The sequence below is a fragment of the Tenacibaculum sp. IB213877 genome (genome assembly GCF_034043975.1).
Taxonomy (GTDB): domain Bacteria; phylum Bacteroidota; class Bacteroidia; order Flavobacteriales; family Flavobacteriaceae; genus Polaribacter.
In genome coordinates this window covers 23,074-41,580 of record NZ_JAXCHH010000013.1, presented here as the reverse complement: position 1 = coordinate 41,580, position 18,507 = coordinate 23,074, and the positions used below count along the sequence as shown (strand labels likewise).

Sequence of the window (18,507 nt, the reverse complement as noted above, 5' to 3'; positions counted from 1 at the left end):
TTATACTTTATGATTTTTAATCTTTTTTAAAATATGTAAATAATCAGCTTCATTATTTACAAAGTCAAGTTCTGAAACATCAATAATTAAAATATTCAAATCTTGTTGAGTTTTAATAAAATTACTGTATCCATCATGGATTTTCTGTAAATAGCCAGCTTCTATGTTTTGCTCATAATCGCGTCCACGTTTTTTAATGTTCTGTAACAACCTATCAGTATTTTGATATAAATACACGTACAAATCTGGTTTTGTAATTTCATTGTACATCATATCAAACATTTTTCTATATAGTTGATATTCATCATTTTGGAGTGTGACTTGTGCGAAAATGAGCGATTTAAAAATATAATAATCAGAAACAATAAAATTTTTAAATAAATCGAATTGGGCTAAGTCATCTGATAATTGCTGATAACGATCCGCTAAAAAACTCATTTCCAAAGGAAAAGCATATCGTTCTTCATCATTATAAAATTTTGGCAAAAAGGGGTTATCAGCAAAACGTTCTAATACCATTTTTGCATTGAATTCATCTGACATCATATTAGCTAAGGAAGTTTTTCCTGCGCCAATATTTCCTTCAATAGCTATATAATTATACTTTTCAGTGATTGGAATTGGTCGTTGAAGCTGCTCTTCTAATTTAAAGATTTCAGAATCATCTGTACAGTTCTCCAAACAAATAAACAGATGCTTTTTTTCAATAGGATGAATCACATTGCGTGCAATTTCAACTAAAGGAACTAAAGCAAATTTACGTTCAAGCATTCTAGGATGCGGAACTATCAAGGTTTTTGAAAAGATAATTTCATCATCAAACAGTAAGATATCAATATCAATCACCCTATCTGTATATCCTTTTTTGTTTTTACGTTCTCTTCCTAACTCTTCCTCAATTTTTAGCAACCTGAACATTAAAGTTTCAGGTGGTAGATAGGTAGAAACTTTGATACACGTATTATAAAAATCTTCACCATCATACCCCCATGAAGCCGTTTTATATATTGAAGCTACTTTTTGTACTGCTCCAACTTTTTCTGCAATCAAATCAATTGCTTTTTGCAAATTTTGAAGCTTCTCTCCTTGGTTAGAGCCTAATGATAGGTATGTAATTCGTTGGATTTTCAATACTGTATACTTATAAATGGTGTAAAGAAATTAAAGCTAATTTTTAAAGCTCAAATTAGATAGCAAAGAAACAAAAAGCATAAAAAAAATCGGTAAAATACTTTACCGATTTTTCAACATTTATTTTAAGAAAATTAATCTTCTTTCTTTTCTTGTCTTGGTTTTCTATCATCTCGACGATTATCGCGATTACGATTATCTCTACCTTTTCCGTCATTGTTTCTAGGTTTAGAAACATAGCCTTCTGGTTTAGGTAATAAAGCTTTACGAGATACTTTTTCTTTACGAGTTTTTGGATCAATACCAAAGTATTTTACATCTAAAATATCTCCTAAATTAACTACATCGGTAACGTTATTTGTGCGTTCCCAAGCTAATTCACTTACGTGTAATAAAACTTCGTTTCCTGGAGCTTCTGTATATTCAACAACAGCACCAAAGTCTAATAACTTTACAACTTTAACTTCATAAACACTTCCTTTTTCAGGTTTAAACATCATTGACTCTATACGAGCAATTACTTTGTCTATTCCTTCTTGGTTGGTTCCTAAAATTTCAACAATTCCTTCTTCAGTAACAGGATCTTCGTTGATAACAATAGTTGTTTCGGTGTCTTTTTGAAGCTCTTGAATATGTTTTCCTCCTGGTCCAATAAATGCACCAATTAAATCGTTAGGAATAACTCTGGTAACCATTTTAGGTGCATGAGCTTTTACTTCTGCATTTGGTGTAGCAATAGTGTCTGTTAATTTTTCTAAAATATGTAAACGACCATCACGCGCTTGTTTCAGTGCTTTTACTAAGATTTCATAAGACAATCCTTTAATCTTAATATCCATTTGACAAGCTGTAATTCCGTCAGCAGTACCAGTAACTTTAAAATCCATATCTCCTAAGTGATCTTCATCTCCTAAAATATCTGATAAAACTGCGTAGCGCTCACCGTCAGAAATTAATCCCATTGCAATACCTGAAACTGGTTTTTTCATTTGCACACCAGCATCCATTAATGCCATAGTACCTGAACAAACAGTTGCCATTGAAGAAGAACCATTTGATTCTAAAACTTCAGAAACCACACGTACAGTGTAAGGGCAATCTGCAGGAATCATTCCTTTTAATGCTCTTTGCGCTAAGTTTCCGTGACCAATTTCACGACGAGAAGTTCCTCTAATAGGTCTTGCTTCTCCTGTTGAAAATGGTGGGAAATTATAATGTAAATAAAAACGTTCTTCGTCTTGTAAAGTAGGAGAATCAATCATGTTAGCATCACGAGATGTACCTAAAGTAACTGTTGCTAATGCTTGAGTTTCACCACGTGTAAAAATTGATGACCCGTGTGTGCTTGGTAAATAATCTACCTCACACCAAATTGGTCTAATATCTGTAGTTTTACGTCCATCTAAACGTAAACCTTCGTCTAATGTTAAATTACGAACAGCCTCTTTTTGAGCTTTATTAAAATACTTACCTACTAAATCTCCATATTCCTCTAACTCTTCTTCGGTAAACATTGCTGTAACTTCTTCTTTTACATTAGCAAAAGCCTCGCCTCTTTCTTGTTTAGAAGTTCCTTTTTTAGCTATGTCGTAGCATTTTTGGTATGCAGCGGCATTAATTTTTTGAGCTAACTCTTCATCTTCTCTTTCTCCTTCATATTCACGAGTTACTTTTTTTCCGAAAGCTTCTGCTAAAGCAACCTGAGCATCACATTGCGTTTTAATAGCTTCATGTGCAATACGTATAGCTTCCGCCATTTCTTCTTCAGAAACCTCGTCCATTTCACCTTCAACCATGGCTACGAAGTCTTTAGAAGCTCCTACCATTAAATCGATATCTGCTTCTTTTAACTGAGCAGAACTAGGGTTAATGATAAACTCTCCATTAATTCTTGCTACTCTTACTTCTGAAATAGGTGCTTCAAAAGGAATGTCTGATAATTGAATAGCTGCTGATGCGGCTAATCCTGCTAATGCATCTGGTAAAACGTTTTCATCATGAGACATTAATTGGATCATAACTTGCGTTTCAGCATGATAATCTTTAGGGAATAATGGTCGTAAAACTCTATCCACTAAACGCATGGTTAAAATTTCTTCATTACTTGGTCTTGCTTCACGCTTCATAAACCCGCCAGGGTAACGTCCTGCAGCTGCAAATTTTTCGCGGTAATCTACAGTTAAAGGTAAGAAATCAATGCCAGGAGCTGCTGTTCTAGCTGATACTACAGTAGCTAATAACATTGTATCTCCCATTCTTACAACAACTGAACCATCTGCTTGTTTAGCTAATTTTCCTGTTTCTAACGTGATGGTTCTTCCATCTCCAAGTTCTATTACTTGGGTAAATACTTGTGGAATCATACAGTGTTTTTTCTAATAATTTTTAATTTGTTTTTGTTAGGTGTTGTTGTGTGTTGTTCCAATGGAAGTATAAAATACTTTTTGCAATATAAAAAAAAGAGGCTGAATATTCCAGCCTCTTTTTGATAGGTATTATTTTCTAATTCCTAATTCTTTAATAATCGCACGATATCTATTAATGTCTTTTTTCTTTAAATAATCTAAAAGACTTCTACGCTTACCTACCATTCTAACTAATGAACGCTCTGTGTTAAAATCTTTACGATTTCTTTTTAAGTGTTCTGTTAAGTGGTTAATTCTGTGCGTAAATAACGCGATTTGTCCTTCTGCTGATCCGGTATCATTTGTTCCTTTACCGTGTTTTGCAAAAATGTCTTGCTTTACTTCTTTTGTTAAATACATACCAATATTGTTTAAATGATTTTAATGTACTCAATGAAATTCATTGAAGTTGCAAATGTACAATTATTTTTTAATAGATGATTATAATATTTTAATAGAATTTCATGTTTTATTTTTACTGATAAACATTAAAAGTATAAGAGAATTATTTTACAAATGAAAAGGTTAAAAAAACAAAAACCAGCAAATTGCTGGTTTTTTATTTATGCTCTGATAGGTTGATTTTGTATTAAGTCAATATACAAATTCACTTGTTTTTTTAAGTTTTTACGTTCATAAATTGCATCTAAGAATCCGTGTTCTAATAAAAACTCTGAACGTTGAAACCCTTCAGGTAAGTCTTTACCTGTGGTATCTTTAACTACACGGGGACCAGCAAATGCAATTAAAGCATTTGGCTCTGCAATATTAATATCACCTAACATTGCAAAAGAAGCTGTAGTTCCTCCTGTAGTAGGATCTGTACATAAAGAGATGTATGGAACTTTGGCTTCTGCTAATTGCGCCAATTTAGCTGATGTCTTTGCAAGCTGCATTAATGATAATGAAGCTTCCATCATACGTGCTCCTCCTGATTTAGAAACCATTAAAAAAGGGATTTTATGTTTGATGGAATAGTCAATTGCACGCGCAATTTTTTCTCCGACCACACTTCCCATAGATCCTCCAATAAAGGCAAAATCCATAGCGGCAATTACAAGATCTTTTCCTGCTGATTTACCTACCGCAGTACGAACGGCATCTTTTAAACCTGTTTTCTTTTGTACAGCCTTAATACGATCTGGATATTTTTTAGTGTCTTCGAATTTTAATGGATCTTTTGAAGTTAGTTTTTCATCTAACTCTGTAAATTCATTATTATCAAAGAATAATTCAAAATATTCTTTACTACCAATTCTTACATGATATCCATCTTCCGGACTTACATAAAGATTTTTCTTTAGCTCATCGGTATCAATTATTTTTCCGCTTGGAGTTTTGTACCACAAGCCTTTAGGAGTGTCTTTTTTTTCTTCTGTTGGGGTATGAATCCCTTTGTCTTTTCGTTTAAACCAAGCCATAATGCACTGTTTAGTTTTTGTTTTTTAAACTGTATTAGTTTTTGGTTTTCTCTTTCTTTAATTTTTTTATAACGTGTTTACGTTATTTAAGTCTTCAAAAGCCTTTTTCAAGCGCGCTTTGAAAGTTAATTCTCCTTCGCGTAACCATTTACGAGGGTCGTAATATTTTTTGTTTGGAACATCATCTCCTTCTGGGTTACCAATTTGCGATTGCAAATATGCAGAATTTTCTTTCATATAATCACGAATTCCTTCAGTAAATGCATATTGTAGGTCAGTATCAATATTCATTTTGATAACTCCATAACCAATAGCCTCTCTAATTTCTTCTAATGTAGACCCTGAACCTCCGTGGAATACAAAATCAATAGTATTGTGAGGAACGTTATATTTTTCAGAAATATATTCTTGTGAATTCTTTAAAATTTTAGGAGTTAATTTAACATTACCTGGTTTGTAAACACCATGTACGTTACCAAAAGCAGCAGCTATTGTAAACTGGTCGCTAATTTTTAATAACTCTTCATAAGCGTAAGCAACTTCTTCGGGTTGTGTGTATAGTTTTGAGCTATCTACATCAGTATTATCTACACCATCTTCTTCTCCACCAGTAATACCTAATTCAATTTCTAAAGTCATACCCATTTTGCTCATGCGTTTAAGGTATTCTTTACAAATTTCAATATTTTCCTCTAATGGTTCTTCTGATAGATCTATCATGTGAGAACTGTACAAAGGTTTACCAGTTTCAGCGAAGTGTTTTTCACTAGCATCTAATAATCCATCTATCCAAGGCAACAATTTTTTTGCAGCATGGTCGGTATGTAAAATTACAGGAACACCATAAGCTTCTGCTATTAAATGAATATGTTTTGCGCCTGCAACAGCACCTGCAATTGCAGCTTTTTGGTTTTCATTAGATAATCCTTTACCAGCATTGAATTGTGCTCCTCCGTTGGAAAATTGAATAATGACAGGTGCGTTTAATTCTTTTGCGGTTTCTAAAACCGTATTTATAGTATTAGAACCTACAACGTTTACAGCCGGTAGCGCAAAGCCTTTTTCTTTTGCTAATTTGAAGATTTTTTGAACTTCTTTTCCGGTGGTAACTCCAGGTTTGATCATTTCTTTAAATTTTTAGATGTTTGATGATTAGAAAAACAAATCTACACTTTTTTTATGTAAGTGTTGATTGATTTTAAATAGAAAGTAGGGTTTAGAATGGGTAATTTATACCAATATTATATACTGCATTACTAAAATTAAAATTTTGGAACCATCTTTTGTCATTTAAATAAGGTTCTCTTGCTTTAAAGCCAATATCTAGTCGAGCTACTAAAAATTTAAGATCATATCTAACTCCAAACCCCGCGGCAACTGCCATGTCTGTGATAGATTTTAAATTTTTAAATTTAGCTTCTTCATCAACAAAAGAAGAATTGGTGATGTCCCAAATGTTACCAGCATCCATAAAAACTGCTCCTTTTATACTTCCAACCATAGGAAATCGATATTCTAAAGAAGATAAAAACTTCAAACTTCCTATATTGTATTCTAATCCTGTTTTTCTTGTTCCCGGACCTAAATCATAGGTTCTCCAAGCTCTTATATCATTTGAACCTCCTGCAAAATAGCTTTTTGAAAAAGGAATATTAGAACCGTTATAAGTAATGATGGCTCCTAAAAATGTTCTGTGTGCTAAAACAGTACTTCTTCCAAGATCCCAGAATTTTTTATATTCTAAATCAGTTTTAAAATACTGTGCTACGGGAATTTTAAAAACTGTTTTTTGCCCATTTGCATTTTCTTGTTTAGATAATAAACCCATTACATTTCCAGAATTAGCAATTCTAGCACGGAAAAAAGAGAAAGAAGCATCATTTACATTTTCTTGATTGTTATAGGTGAAATTATAAGCTATTTCTGGAATTAAGAAATCTGACGAAATAATCCTATACCTGTTATAAACATTTAAATTATCTTGAAACGCTTGTGGATTTTCATTTCTAAAATTAACGTCTGAAGCAATTGTTCTCATAAATGAAACTATTCCTTCAAAGTTGTTTGGTGTATTGTTAGGTAAGTTGGGAGCAGAACCATAGGCGTTTTCTACTTGAATAAGCTTAGAATATTCTGATTGATAGATATTAAAATAATTATCAACATTTAAATTTCTAATATACTGGGCGTTTAATAACTCTAATTGAATACTTTTTCTTTCATTGTATTGCCATTTATAATCTACTCCTAAAGAAATATTTTGTTTATCTAAAGCAATGTTTTTTTGAATACTAATACCTGTTTGAAAGGTAGTACGAGGCATCATACTTTTGGGTACAAATTTATGCAAACCAAAAGGAGCCATGAACCTTGGTATTTCTAAAGACAAGTTAGAACCTAACTCCCAACCGGGACCGTTTCTTGAATTGAAGTAAGCTCCTAATACTGAAAACCTAAATATTTCAGCCCCTCTAAATGTATTTCTGTTTAGTAAAGAAAATTTAGCTGAAATATCAAAATTTCTAATATTTGATCTAGAAAGTTCTGTTTCTACTCCTAAGGTATATTTTTCGATAGGAGTTAAAAAAATATTAGCTTCTAGCTCATCATCATTTATTTCATTATATCTTATAGATATAGATTTAAAATTTTTTAGTCCTCTTAAATGAATCCGTGTTAAACTTCTTAAAGAATCAGTGTATATTTGATTGGGTTGAATAAATACAGATTGAGCAAGGTATTTAGGGTTGTATCTTAATTTATTATGAGCAAAAAAAGAAATTCCTGTATAACTAACAGAGTCTAAATAAGGTTGTTGTCTTAACTCATATGTGTAATCTGTAAAAACATTTATATTTTTTATCTTTTGAATTTTGAATGGCTTAGAGGAATATTCTCCATTTTCTTCAATTAACCTATCAGATATGTTGATTTCAACATCTGTTTTTTGATAGTTACTTAAGGTATCAGGCTCAAATAAAATGTTATTTTCATTAAAATGAAAAATACCTTTATTTCTATAAAGGTTTACAATACGATTTGCTTCGTTTATAAAATTTTGATTTTTATACTGCTCTCCTTTACGTAAAAAGCTTTTCTTTTTATTTATATGATAAATAGAATCTAATATAGGTGATTCTATGCTAGTGTAAATAGAGTCTAAAAAAGTGGGTTTTCCTTTTTGAATGTAATATGTTATAGCTCCTTTCTTTTTTGCTATTGAATCTTTTTTTGAAGTTACGTTCGCTCTAAAATAACCTTCGGTAAAAAAATAATTTTCTAGATTTTGTTCTGTGTCTTCAGTTTTTTCATCATCAATAATAACAGGAGGTTGACCATTTTCTAAATACCAATTATTAAGCCCAATAAAAGTTTTAGCAACTGAGATACTTTGTTTTTCTGAAAAAAGATCTTTAAAAAGGTTGTACCAACCTGGATGATTTTTTCTCCACTCAGAAACATCTTGAGAGCCTTGTGGATTTCCTAAATTATAAAAGTAAAGTGAAAGCGGTAAACCTAAAGCCTTAGCATTTGGGCGCTGCAATAAAAGACCATGAATTTTTTCTTTTGAGGTTTTTACACTATCTATATAAATGATGTTTTTGCTTAGTAATAGTTCATTTTCAGGAACATGTTCAATTGTGCTACATGAGCTTAAAAAGACTAGTAGTAAAAAATAGAAAGAAAGTTTTTTCATTAACTTTACGCGTCGCATTAAACATCAAAAATACTAATTTTTTATGGTTATTGTTTGTTAAAAAATATCCAATGAGTTTATCTAAAAATCAGCAAAAATTAATATTAGGTTTACAACAAAAGAAAAATAGAAATAAACACAACTTATTTGTAGCCGAAGGCATAAAAGTAATAAATGAACTGCTAAAATCATCACTTGAAATTGATGCTATTTTTACAACTGATGATTTTTTACCGGATATTCCATCAAATAAAATTACAAGAGTATCTGAACAAGAGTTAAAAAAAATAAGCTCTCTTAAAACTCCGAATAAGGTTTTAGGGCTGTTTAAAATCCCAGAAGAAAAGAAACCTCAAACTAAAGGTTTAATTATTGCTTTGGATGAAATAAACGACCCAGGAAATTTAGGAACCATTATACGATTGTGCGATTGGTTTGGAGTTAAACAACTGGTGTGCTCTAAAAATACTGTGGATTGTTACAACCAAAAAGTAGTACAGTCAACCATGGGATCAATTACCAGAGTACAAATAAATTATTTGGATTTGTCAGAATATGTAAAAACTACTACGCTTCCTGTTTTTACAGCAGATATGGATGGTAAAAACGTTTACAAATCTCAATTACCAACAGAGGCAGTTTTGGTTATGGGAAATGAAGCCAATGGTATATCCGACGAAATAAATGAGCTTGTAAATAATAAACTAACCATTCCGCGATTTGGAGATTTACAACAAACCGAAAGTTTAAATGTTGCTACTGCAACCTCAATTTTACTAAGTGAATTTAAAAGAAGTTTAGAATAATCCGTGTAATTGCGAATCGATTCGGTCTATAATATATCCTAAATCTTCAGGTTGATCTACAAAATCTAAGTTATCAACATCAATTATCAATAATTTTCCTTTGTTGTATTTGGTGATCCAAGCTTCATAACGCTCATTTAATCTACTTAAATAGTCAATGCTGATTGAACTTTCATAATCACGACCACGTTTATGTATTTGACCAACTAAAGTAGAAATATCTGCACGTAAATAAATCAATAAATCTGGTGGAGTAACCAGATTTTCCATTAATTCAAATAACGAAGAATAATTACTAAAATCACGATTCGTCATTAAACCCATGGCATGCAGGTTAGGTGCAAAAATATGAGCATCTTCATAAATAGTTCTATCTTGAATGATGTTTTTACCCGATTGACGCAACTCTAATACTTGACGGAAACGACTGTTCAAAAAATATACTTGCAAATTGAATGACCAACGCTCCATTTCAGCATAAAAATCATCTAAATATGGGTTTTCATCCACTGCTTCAAAATGTGGTTCCCATTTATAGTGTTTTGCTAATAATTTGGTCAAAGTGGTCTTTCCTGCTCCAATATTTCCGGCAATAGCTACGTGCATAATGATCTGTGTAATGTGGTTTTATAAAATTAGGTGTTGCCTATTTTAAGGAGGGTAAAATTACACATTATTTTAAATCTCAAAAGTAATTAACATATCAATTTATATCCATAACCTTTACCGTTTATAATTTGTATAAAACTGTCGTTTGTTAGTTTTTTTTGAATTTTTGATATAAAAACATCCATACTTCGAGCATTAAAAAAATCATCATTACCCCAAAGTTTGTTTAAAATGAACGTGCGGTCTAAAACATCGTTTTTCTTTTCTTTTAGACGAAATAATAACTCAGCATTGTTTTTTAGGATGTTATTTTAAAACTATAAGAAAATTTAAAGTGCAGAATCTATTACTGTAAAAGTTTACCAATAATCATTTTTAGTATTTCCCTATTAAACCTTTAGCTTTTTTTTAAGTCAAACTCTAGTTAACTAGACTTATATTTAATCTAAAATAATAAAGCTAAAAAATAATGAAATCAATTGTAACCTTAGTATTTGCTTTTTGCTCGGTAGTAACATTTGCACAAAAAAACTTTCAAGGAAAAGCGGTTTATCAATCAAAAACCTCATTTGATATGAGCAGATTTGAAGGTAGAGAAATGTCTGAACAACGTAAAAAACAAATTATGGAGCGTATGAAAAATATGCTTGAAAAAACCTACGTATTAACATTCAACAAAACATCTTCAATTTATAAAGAAGAAGAAAAATTAGAAGCACCGGGACAAGGAAGAGGTTTCAGATTTGGAGGTTTTACAGAAGGAATTCAGTATAAAAATACTTCCGATAAAAAGTTATTAGAAGAAAGAGAAATGTTTGGTAAGAAGTTTTTAATTTCTGAAGAACCAGAATTACCTCAATGGGAAATGACTGCTGAAACTAAACAAATAGGGAATTATCTATGTTATAAAGCAACCATGATGAAAAAAACAGATGCTTTTGATTGGAGAAATATGCGAAGAAGAGATGATAACAAGCCTAAAGATACAACCAAAACCAAAGAAGTTGTTGAAGGGGTTGAAATACCAAAAGAAGTTTTAGTTACGGCTTGGTATACACCTCAAATTCCTGTTAGTAATGGTCCGGGAGAATATTGGGGATTACCAGGATTGATTTTAGAAGTAAATTCAGATAAAACTACCATCTTGTGTACAGAGGTGGTTTTAAATCCGAAAGAGAAAATTCAAATAGAAGCACCAACTAAAGGAGATAAGGTTACAAGAGAAGAATACAACAAAATAGTGAAAGAAAAAATGGAAGAAATGCGTGAAATGTTCCGTAATCGTAGAGGTGGAGAAAGACGCGGTAGATTTTAACTAGCCAAAATTTTCAAAAATGAAAAAACTAATACTATTAGCAATTGTACTAATTGCCAGTTATACCAGTGCCCAAGTTAAACTATCAGGAGTTGTAAAAGATAGCATAGGTAACGGCTTAGAAATGGCAAATTTAATTGCAGTTAACAATGAAACTAAAAAACTCGATTCCTATGGATTTACCGATGCTTTTGGTAATTATAAACTGAATTTAAAAAAGAACTCAAACTATATTATTAAGGTGAGTTATGTGGGGATGAAAACTGGGGAAGTTCCTGTTTCTACCAAAGAAGAAGATATTGTTAAAGATATTTTTTTAGAGTTTGATAATACGCTGGATGAGGTTGAAGTAGTCTCAAAAATGCCTGTGACCGTAAAGGGAGATACTATTGTTTATAATGCTGATTCTTTTAAAAGTGGCACTGAAAAAAAGCTAGGTGACGTTTTAAACAAATTACCGGGAGTTGAGGTAAATGATGAAGGTGAAATTCAGGTAGAAGGGAAAACAGTTAAGAAGGTTATGGTGGAAGGAAAAGATTTTTTTGATGGCGATTCTAAACTTGCCACTAAAAATATTCCCGCCAATGCAATTGACAAAGTTGAAGTGTTAAAAAATCATAGTGAAGTCCGTCAAATGAGTAGCGTAACCGATAATGAAGATAATATTGTTATCAATTTAAAACTTAAAGAAGGAAAGAAAAACTTTTGGTTTGGTGAAGTTACTGCAGGTTTGGGTATGGGAACAGAAGATACTCGTTATTTGGTGCATCCAAAGCTGTTTTATTACAATCCGAAGTATAGTGTAAATATCATTACCGACTTTAATAATATTGGAGAAGTTCCGTTTACGCGTCGCGATTATTTTAAGTTTACAGGCGGGTTTAGAGGTGGCGGCGGAAGAGGAACTGGTTTTAATGTGGCTTCATCAGATATTGGTTTTTTAACCATGAGAAATAACCGTGCAAAAGAAATTGACTCACGTTTTGGTGCCTTAAATTTTAGTTATTCTCCAACTAAAACTTGGGATGTAAGTGGTTTTGCTATTTATTCGGGAACAGATACTGATATGGAAGAAAATACTATCAGAAATTATATCAATCCTGATGAAAATGATACAGAATCGGTACAAACGGAAACAGCCCAAAGTACCACTAACCAAAAGAGTGATTTAGGTTTGATTAAATTGAGTTCTAGTTATAAACCAAATGCCAATAATCAATTTGATTATGACATTTTCACTAAGGTTTCGAATCAAAGAGAAGATCAGTTGTTAATCTCAAACAGAACTACGATTGATGATGTAACAACTACAATTCCTATTGCTCAAATTACGAAGCAAAATCCTTTTTCAATCAATCAAAATGCAAATTATTATTATACGTTAAACGACAAAAATATTTTTGCTTTTGAAGCGCAACATTTGTGGCAAGATGAAGATCCGTTTTACAATGCAGCTTTATCTCAGTTATCATTTGCAAATCAATTAGGATTAACAAGCGGACAAACATTATACGATGTTTCTCAAAACAAGAGAGTAAAAACGAATAAGTTAGATGCGAAGTTAGATTATTACTATGTAATCAATCCAAAGAGTAATTTAAACCTAACTTTAGGTACAACACTAAGTAACCAACAGTTTAATTCTGATGTTTTTCAAGTGTTAGATGATGGGAATCAACAGAATATTAATAATCCTGACGCTATAAATGATGTAGATTATTCTTTTGATGATTATTATGCAGGATTACATTATAAATTCATTACCGGAATTTTCACCTTTAATCAAGGTTTTACCTTACATCAATATTCAGCAGAAAATACGCAATTAGGAACTTCGTTTGATAATAATTTTACCAAATTATTGCCTGATGCTTCTATAAAAGTCGCACTAAAAAAGTCAGAGACTTTACGTTTAGATTATAGCCAACAAGTAAGTTTTACAGATATCAATAGTGTAGCAGAAGGTTTTGTGTTTAATAATTACAACCGTTTATATGCTGGTAATAGAGAATTAGAAAGTGCATTATCTCATAATGTGAATTTAAGTTACTTCAGCTTTAACATGTTTAATTACACCAATGTGTTTGCCAATATTAACTATAACAAAAGAATTGATGCAATTAAAGGATTAACTGAATTTAGTGGAGTAGATCAAGTTTCAACATCGATTAATTCAGCTTTTCCTGATGAGAGTATTTCAGCAAATGCTAATTTTCAGAAGAGTTATAGAAAATTTAAAATCTCTTTAGGTGGTAATGTAGCGTATTCAATCTCTAACAACTTATTTTTTTCAAGAGAAACCAATGAAAATGAAAACAGAGAATCGAATTCATTTACACAATCTTACCAAACAAGATTCAGCTCTAATTTTAGAAATGCACCCAATTTTGATGTCGGATATAATGTGAGTATTAATAAATATGATCAAGGTGGTATTATTAATAAATTTACTACACATAGTCCGTTTATTAATTTTGATACTTTTATTACAGATGATTTAGTGTTCAACACAAAATATACCTATAATAATTACAGAAACGATTCTACAACGTTAAATGAGTATAGCTTTTGGGATGCATATGTAACGTATCAAAAAAAGGATAGTAAATGGGAATACAAAATTGGAGTAACCAATTTATTAGATACAAAATCTTTGAATCAAGATAATACGAATACTATTTTTAATAGTACATCGGCTTATGTTATTCAGCCTAGATATGCTACTTTTAGTGTTAAGTATGATTTGTAAACTGGACGAGTTAATGAAAAAAGACCTCTAAAATTAGAGGTCTTTTTTATTTGTTTTCATCCCAACAATTAAGGGACTACTTGATAATATCTTTCTAACAACTGTACTCCTCCTTGCAGGATACTAATTTTAAATTCAGTATCAGAAATATATTCAAAAGTCCAATCATCATAATCAATTCCATTATTTATAGATAATATATCTCCGTTTAAACTCCAATCTGTAGTAAATGTTAATGAACTTCCTGAGTTACAATGATTAGGATCTTCAGGATCAAACGAGTTATTATTATAAACCTCTAAATCACCAGAGTTTTTAAACAATTCATAGTCTTTACCATAACAATAATAAGGTTCAGCAGTATAATCTGTTTCGTCCATTACACCTGAACTAGTTGTTGATCCATTATAAGTAATCACTTTTGCATATTCTAACTTTTTTCCTGTGAAAAAGGTAAATTCAGGTGTTGTTACAACTTCTATCATAGTTATGCTACTTGTAACTGCACTTGGCATTGTACCATTAGCATCAAACATATCTTGATAAGTAGCCGTAATTACCGTGTTGTTTTCTGCATTCAAAGTATCATCGTTATTTACACCTGCATTTGCGCCACTTACAGTAGCAATAACGCCAACAAAAATACCTGTATCAATACCCGTTTCAGTTAAAGTAACAGTTTCTATTTCTCCTTTATCACTAGTAACCTCTACAGTTATAGTTTCAGCAACGCTGTTATTAGTATTTAAATCAGCATCCGTAACAGTAACGGTTAAATCATCCCCAACATTTGCTGTTCCTTCTACTAGTATAGTACCTGTAGCACCTCCTAACATAGTAGTTGTACTATTAATTACCACCTCTGCTCCTTGTTCATTTAAAACATCGGTATAGCTTGTTGTTAAAACGGTATTTGTGCTTACATTGAAGCTAGCATCGTTATTTGCACCTGCGTTTGCACCGTAAACCGTAGTAATAGTACCTGTAAAAACGCCAGTATCTACACCTGTTTCAGTTAAAGTAACTGTTTCTGTTTCTCCTTTATCACTTGTAACTTCTACAGTTATTATTTCAGCTACAGTAATATCCATATTTAAATCAACATCGGTAACAGTAATAGTAATATCCTCACCTACTTTAGCGGTTTCATCAACTACAACAACTCCGTTGACTCCTCCTAAAATAGTTGTGGTATCAGTAATTATTGCTTCTTCACCTTGTTCATTTTTAGCATCTGTATAGCTTGCTGTTAAAACGGTATTGGCACTTACAGTAAAGTTCCCATCGTTATTTGTGCCTGCGCTTGTACCATAAACTGTAGTAACTACTCCTTCAAAAATAGCAGTATTAGCACCTGTTTCAGTTAAAGTAACTGTTTCAATCTCTCCAAGATCGCTAGTAACTTCAACCATTATTGTTTCAGCTTCACTATTATCAGTATTTAAATCGGCATCTGAAACTCTTACTGCAATTTCCTGACCTACTTTAACATCCTTGGTCATTTCTAGGGTTCCTGTACTCGCAACTAGCATTTGCCATGTATTGTACACATAATTATCAAAATAATAATTATATACATAATATGCATGGTCACTTCGTCTTTCTGTATATGAATAATTATTAGCACTTATACCAAATCCTTCACCAGGAAGAATATACAGTGTATTATCGTCAGAATTATCTGTCCCTACTTTAAAAGAGACAGTAGCCTCAAAAATTTTAGAATCTACTTCAGTCTCAACAAAACTAAGTGTTGCGTTATCACCTGATCCAATAAGTTTAAATTCAAAAACGTCTTTTTTTGTAGAATTATCTAAACCCCCTATTTCATCATTTGTATTGTTTAATGTTACAACAGCATCATCTTGAAACGTTAGTTTACCATTAACTTCATTTGAAAAACTTATAATATTGGTATCTAAACGAGCTTCTTGGTGAAAATAATCGATATCATCATCATAACAAGAAGTTAAAAAGAGAGGAAAAACTAATAAAAAAAATGGCAGGTAAAATTGTAATTTTTTATTCATATTGATTGGTTTTTAAAATGTTGATTCGCAAATATATATTTTTTTGTTAATTAATAATTAATAAAAAAATACACATCAACACTTTAAAACATAATCATCACTTTAGATTAAAAAATTAAAGTAAATTAACAGAAACCATCAACTGTTTAATTTTTTTATAAGCATGTTTTTTTTCTCCATTAGAAATTTTGATAGGTAGCTGAATCAACAAAACTACCAAATGGCAAATTTGCAGCAATTTTCTCATAATTTTAAGCTTTCTTATTCTTTTCTTTTGGGGAGGGACTGCTAAATTACAAAAAAAAACATACAATTTGTTAAAAAATTGTTAATGATTTTTATACTACTCTATTTAGTTTTTCAAAAAGTAACTTTTTTAAGTCTGTATATCCTGAAATTTCTTCTAGATCTGGCTGAATTTGTTGGGTTTTTATTTCTTGAAGAATTCTGTTTATTTTCTTTTCAATTAATAATCTTCTTATATTTAATAAAGCATCCGTAACTAATTTTGGAAGTATTTTTGAGGTTTTTGTTACAAATATTTCTTTTCTACTCCAGTCACTTAAAGCATATTTTTCTTCATCCATTAAGATATTAGTTACTAGTTGAGAAACCTCAGGATTTTCATGTGTTACCAATTGATCAATTGAAATTTTTTCTTCTTGATTTAATTGATGTATCAACTCAAAATACACAACTTTAAATAATTCATTTGTAAATTCAATTTCGTCTTCTTGAAGATTTAAGTAAATTTCATTTGAAATGGTATTACTGTACTCTTCTTTTTCTAAAAAATGTCTTCCATTTTTATCAACTGCATCTACCCAATTTATAAATTCTATTTCTTTATTTCCGTATAATAATAAAATTCTAATAATTTCTTTTTCAAGGAGAAAAAGACTATCGATTTTAGGTTTATTTTCCTGTTTTACAGGATGTAAAACTGGTTGTTTTATGTTAGAGTTTGAGGAAGAAGAGTCTTCTTTTTTGAGTAGTTGAGCTAATTCACTAAACAAAACACGTTCAGAAATATCCATTATCCTTGCACATTCTTGTACATAAACTTCACGTTGAATGGCATCAGGTATTTTAGAAATACTGGTTACAATATCTCTAATTAACCCTGCTTTTTTAACAGGATCATTTTGAGCATCTTCCATTAAAAGAGACACTTTAAACTCAATAAAATCCTGTCCTTTTTCTTGTAAATAGGTTTTTAATTCAGCATCTGAATGTGATTTTGCAAAACTATCTGGATCTTCTCCTTCCGGAAAAGTAACCACTTTTACATTCATTCCTTGCTCTAAAATCAGATCTATACCTCTAATAGAAGCTCTAATTCCTGCTGCATCGCCATCGAATAATACTGTAATGTTATTGGTTAATCTGTGAATAAGTCTTATTTGATCAGATGTTAAAGCGGTACCCGAAGAAGCTACTACATTTTCTATTCCGGATTGATGAAAGGAAATTACATCTGTATATCCTTCTACCAGATAACAATTATCTTCTTTAGCTATTTCCTTTTTAGCTTGATAAATTCCGTATAAAATTTTACTCTTATGGTAAATATCACTCTCGGGTGAGTTAAGATATTTTGCTGCTTTTTTATCATTGGTTAAAATTCGACCTCCAAAACCTAAAATTCTTCCAGACATACTATGAATAGGAAACATCACTCTGCCTTTAAATCGGTCGAATTTCTTTTCCTCTGCACCACCTTCTTTAACAATAGTTAGTCCTGTTGCTTTTAGATATTTTAAGTCATATCCTTTTTTTAAAGCTGCATTGGTAAAGTTATCCCATTCATCTTTACAATACCCTAAATCAAATTTACTAATGATATCTTCTCTAAAACCACGCTCTTTAAAATACGACAAACCAATAGCTCTACCTTGTTGGGTATTCATTAAGACATCATGAAAGTAATCTTTGGCATATTTAGACACCAAAAACATACTTTCACGTTCATTAACTTGTTGTTTTTGTTCATCCGTTTGTTCGGTTTCTTCTATTTCAATATTGTATTTCTTTGCTAACCATTTAATAGCTTCCGGATACGAAAAATGCTCATGCTCCATTAAAAAAGAAATGGCATTTCCTCCTTTTCCTGTACTAAAATCTTTCCAAATTTGTTTTACAGGAGATACCATAAAAGAGGGTGTTTTTTCATCAGTAAACGGACTGAGTCCTTTAAAGTTACTTCCTGACTTTTTTAGCTGAACAAATTCACCTATCACCTCCTCTACGCGAGCAGTTTCAAATACACGATCTATAGTTTGTTTAGAAATCATTAATAGAAAATAAAACCTCACAAACTTAAAAAAAATCTGTGAGGTTATTT

The 18,507-nt window shown here is 31.2% G+C and carries 12 protein-coding genes and 1 pseudogene; 3 read left to right on the top strand and 10 right to left on the bottom strand.

Features of this window, described 5'->3' with window-relative positions:
* The 6 genes from folK to SLH33_RS12425 all read right to left on the bottom strand — a co-directional run bounded on the left by folK (position 1) and on the right by SLH33_RS12425 (position 8,654).
* Positions 1–1,131, bottom strand: coding sequence for a 2-amino-4-hydroxy-6-hydroxymethyldihydropteridine diphosphokinase (gene folK, locus SLH33_RS12450; RefSeq protein WP_320419444.1), 1,131 nt, complete (start codon positions 1,129–1,131; stop codon positions 1–3).
* Positions 1,132–1,265: 134 nt separating this feature from the next.
* A complete protein-coding gene (locus tag SLH33_RS12445; protein WP_320419443.1) occupies positions 1,266–3,494 on the bottom strand; it encodes a polyribonucleotide nucleotidyltransferase in 2,229 nt (742 codons plus the stop codon).
* Between the two features lie 132 nt (positions 3,495–3,626).
* Complete coding sequence (gene rpsO, locus SLH33_RS12440) at positions 3,627–3,896, bottom strand: 30S ribosomal protein S15 (RefSeq protein ID WP_320419442.1); 270 nt, start codon at positions 3,894–3,896, stop codon at positions 3,627–3,629.
* 203 nt (positions 3,897–4,099) lie between these two features.
* On the bottom strand, positions 4,100–4,957 hold the full coding sequence (gene accD, locus SLH33_RS12435) for an acetyl-CoA carboxylase, carboxyltransferase subunit beta (RefSeq protein WP_320419440.1): 858 nt from the start codon (positions 4,955–4,957) through the stop codon (positions 4,100–4,102).
* A gap of 66 nt (positions 4,958–5,023) precedes the next feature.
* Entirely contained in the window at positions 5,024–6,082 is a 1,059-nt protein-coding gene (gene fbaA / locus SLH33_RS12430) for a class II fructose-bisphosphate aldolase (RefSeq protein WP_320419439.1), read from the bottom strand.
* 91 nt (positions 6,083–6,173) lie between these two features.
* Positions 6,174–8,654 (bottom strand): BamA/TamA family outer membrane protein, encoded by a 2,481-nt coding sequence (locus SLH33_RS12425; RefSeq protein ID WP_320419438.1) that lies wholly within the window; start codon positions 8,652–8,654, stop codon positions 6,174–6,176.
* A 71-nt stretch (positions 8,655–8,725) separates the two neighbouring features.
* Here SLH33_RS12425 and SLH33_RS12420 point away from each other — a divergent pair, with 71 nt between their 5' ends.
* A complete protein-coding gene (locus tag SLH33_RS12420; protein ID WP_320419437.1) occupies positions 8,726–9,460 on the top strand; it encodes an RNA methyltransferase in 735 nt (244 codons plus the stop codon).
* Here the strand turns inward: SLH33_RS12420 and SLH33_RS12415 are convergent.
* Both SLH33_RS12415 and SLH33_RS12410 read right to left on the bottom strand, forming a co-directional pair.
* The gene (locus SLH33_RS12415) at positions 9,452–10,066 is read right to left on the bottom strand and encodes a deoxynucleoside kinase (protein ID WP_320419436.1); all 615 of its coding nucleotides are present in this window, start codon (positions 10,064–10,066) and stop codon (positions 9,452–9,454) included. The genes SLH33_RS12420 and SLH33_RS12415 overlap by 9 nt on opposite strands.
* An 89-nt stretch (positions 10,067–10,155) precedes the next feature.
* Positions 10,156–10,359 (bottom strand): annotated as a pseudogene (locus SLH33_RS12410) (winged helix-turn-helix domain-containing protein); the annotation flags it as partial.
* A 179-nt stretch (positions 10,360–10,538) separates the two neighbouring features.
* On the opposite strand from SLH33_RS12410, the gene SLH33_RS12405 reads away from it, so the two are divergent.
* Both SLH33_RS12405 and SLH33_RS12400 read left to right on the top strand, forming a co-directional pair.
* A complete protein-coding gene (locus SLH33_RS12405) occupies positions 10,539–11,384 on the top strand; it encodes a GLPGLI family protein (RefSeq protein ID WP_320419435.1) in 846 nt (281 codons plus the stop codon).
* Positions 11,385–11,403: 19 nt separating this feature from the next.
* Positions 11,404–14,133, top strand: a complete 2,730-nt coding sequence (locus SLH33_RS12400) for a TonB-dependent receptor (protein WP_320419434.1) — start codon at positions 11,404–11,406, stop codon at positions 14,131–14,133.
* Between the two features lie 68 nt (positions 14,134–14,201).
* Here SLH33_RS12400 and SLH33_RS12395 read toward each other — a convergent pair whose 3' ends face one another.
* Together SLH33_RS12395 and dnaG are read right to left on the bottom strand one after the other, a co-directional pair.
* On the bottom strand, positions 14,202–16,163 hold the full coding sequence (locus SLH33_RS12395; protein ID WP_320419433.1) for a hypothetical protein: 1,962 nt from the start codon (positions 16,161–16,163) through the stop codon (positions 14,202–14,204).
* 338 nt (positions 16,164–16,501) lie between these two features.
* Complete coding sequence (dnaG, locus tag SLH33_RS12390; protein ID WP_320419432.1) at positions 16,502–18,457, bottom strand: DNA primase; 1,956 nt, start codon at positions 18,455–18,457, stop codon at positions 16,502–16,504.
* Positions 18,458–18,507 lie beyond the last annotated feature (50 nt).

Excerpts from the sequence above, each read along its gene's own strand:
- SLH33_RS12445 (WP_320419443.1), bottom strand. The coding sequence starts at position 3,494 with ATGATTCCACAAGTATTTACCCAAGTAATAGAACTTGGAGATGGAAGA.
- rpsO (WP_320419442.1), bottom strand. The coding sequence starts at position 3,896 with ATGTATTTAACAAAAGAAGTAAAGCAAGACATTTTTGCAAAACACGGT.
- accD (WP_320419440.1), bottom strand. The coding sequence starts at position 4,957 with ATGGCTTGGTTTAAACGAAAAGACAAAGGGATTCATACCCCAACAGAA.
- fbaA (WP_320419439.1), bottom strand. The coding sequence starts at position 6,082 with ATGATCAAACCTGGAGTTACCACCGGAAAAGAAGTTCAAAAAATCTTC.
- SLH33_RS12425 (WP_320419438.1), bottom strand. The coding sequence starts at position 8,654 with ATGAAAAAACTTTCTTTCTATTTTTTACTACTAGTCTTTTTAAGCTCA.
- SLH33_RS12420 (WP_320419437.1), top strand. The coding sequence starts at position 8,726 with ATGAGTTTATCTAAAAATCAGCAAAAATTAATATTAGGTTTACAACAA.
- SLH33_RS12415 (WP_320419436.1), bottom strand. The coding sequence starts at position 10,066 with ATGCACGTAGCTATTGCCGGAAATATTGGAGCAGGAAAGACCACTTTG.
- SLH33_RS12405 (WP_320419435.1), top strand. The coding sequence starts at position 10,539 with ATGAAATCAATTGTAACCTTAGTATTTGCTTTTTGCTCGGTAGTAACA.
- SLH33_RS12400 (WP_320419434.1), top strand. The coding sequence starts at position 11,404 with ATGAAAAAACTAATACTATTAGCAATTGTACTAATTGCCAGTTATACC.
- SLH33_RS12395 (WP_320419433.1), bottom strand. The coding sequence starts at position 16,163 with ATGAATAAAAAATTACAATTTTACCTGCCATTTTTTTTATTAGTTTTT.
- dnaG (WP_320419432.1), bottom strand. The coding sequence starts at position 18,457 with ATGATTTCTAAACAAACTATAGATCGTGTATTTGAAACTGCTCGCGTA.